The organism is Stenotrophomonas sp. 05L414_2 (assembly GCF_056397905.1).
This window is the reverse complement of the sequence record NZ_JBFTOJ010000317.1, coordinates 1-1,355: the sequence shown is the minus strand read 5'-3', so window position 1 is coordinate 1,355 and position 1,355 is coordinate 1. Positions and strand designations below refer to the sequence as shown.

Below are 1,355 nucleotides of genomic sequence, written 5' to 3'. Positions count from 1 at the left end.
ATTCCTGTCTTTGTTGTGTTCCAGGGCAACAATCCTGGATTGTCGCTTTCGAGGTAAAGATACCCTCGGAAATAATTAAACTGCTGATGGAATGAAGGGGCTGGATGCACGCCCCAGCCAGTCTGTGCAGTTTGATCGGCAAAAAGAAGGAGGCGTCCGTTGCAGAAGACGTACCATCCTGCATTCTCGCTGTCCYGGTCGGATATGCCGCTGATGCACGTATAATCAACCGTTCCGCCGGAAAGCTTATAAGTGCCTCGACGTACGTGGGGCGATATCTCGGTCGACGACTTGATGGTCAGCGAATCTACGGTTGATAGAATTTCGCCGTTAAAAGATATAATGAGTCCGGCGGAAATCGCGGCTGTATGTGCCAGGCGGATGCGCTCGCGCAGCTCTCCGCGGAATTTTCCTAGTGCGAATTCCTGAGCAACATCTTCCCTGAGGCTGTCCACGAGGATCACCGTGCCAGTGACTCTGCTAAGAGGTGCGCTATGAACAAAAACATTGCTTAGAGGGAAGCTCCACTCTTTATCGTCCTCCCAAGCAAGCACGTCGACGCCTAGGCCGAATTCGTCAATGTCAGTTTGAGACGTGATCGTAAACTTCTTTGCAATCTTGAAGAGAGTTCTCTTCATTCCCACGCCGAAGTGACCTACTGAATGAGCAACGGTAGGGGCCTGATTTGTCAATCGTCCAAATCGGAATGCGTAATTTTTGGCGATATCCAGTGGAATTCCACCGCAATTATCCCTAAGAAGGAACTGGCTGCCATCGATGGTCATTTCGATCGCTAGTCCTCGAAAATCACCGTTTGGTCTGATTCTTCTAGCGCCGTCGACAGAGTTGTCGACCAAGTCGACAATGGCGGAGATGAGGTCTACATCTCGCACGAGTGTGTCGATGAAGAGCTTCTTAGTTGGCTCCGCGTCTGCGTAGTGTTCGTTCATCCATGCCCCCTGTGGCTTTGAAATTTCAAATCTCCGGTCGCTGGAGTCTTACACCGGCCCCGTAAAAACGCAACGGGATCAGGTACATGGACCGCGTCTTGGCTGGTAGGGATGTAGCGGGCCGATCGACAACTCAAAAAAAAAGCGTTAGAATTCATCGACATTACTACACCAGGGGGTCTCTTGAAGGTCGTTGAACTGTTCGCTGGTGTTGGTGGGCTGACGTTGGGAGCTGCCCGCGCCGGGTTCGATGTTCGTCTAGCGGTCGAGCTTGACGCGCGCGCGGCTGCTGCCCACGCCTGCAACTTTCCGAGCGTCGCCCACTTGAATCAAGACGTCTCTGCTCTGGACGCCAATGGCCTTCTTCATGCTGCGGGGCTTAAGTACGGGGAGCTGGATGGGATC

Annotated in this window: 2 protein-coding genes; one reads left to right on the top strand and one right to left on the bottom strand. The window is 52.7% G+C overall.

The features are described from left to right. On the bottom strand, positions 1 to 950 hold a 950-nt coding region (locus tag AC1DJN_RS21965), incomplete at its 3' end, for an ATP-binding protein (RefSeq protein ID WP_478040274.1). A gap of 183 nt (positions 951 to 1,133) precedes the next feature. Here AC1DJN_RS21965 and AC1DJN_RS21960 point away from each other — a divergent pair. After that, positions 1,134 to 1,355: DNA cytosine methyltransferase (locus AC1DJN_RS21960; protein WP_478040272.1), on the top strand; the 222-nt coding region annotated here is incomplete at its 3' end.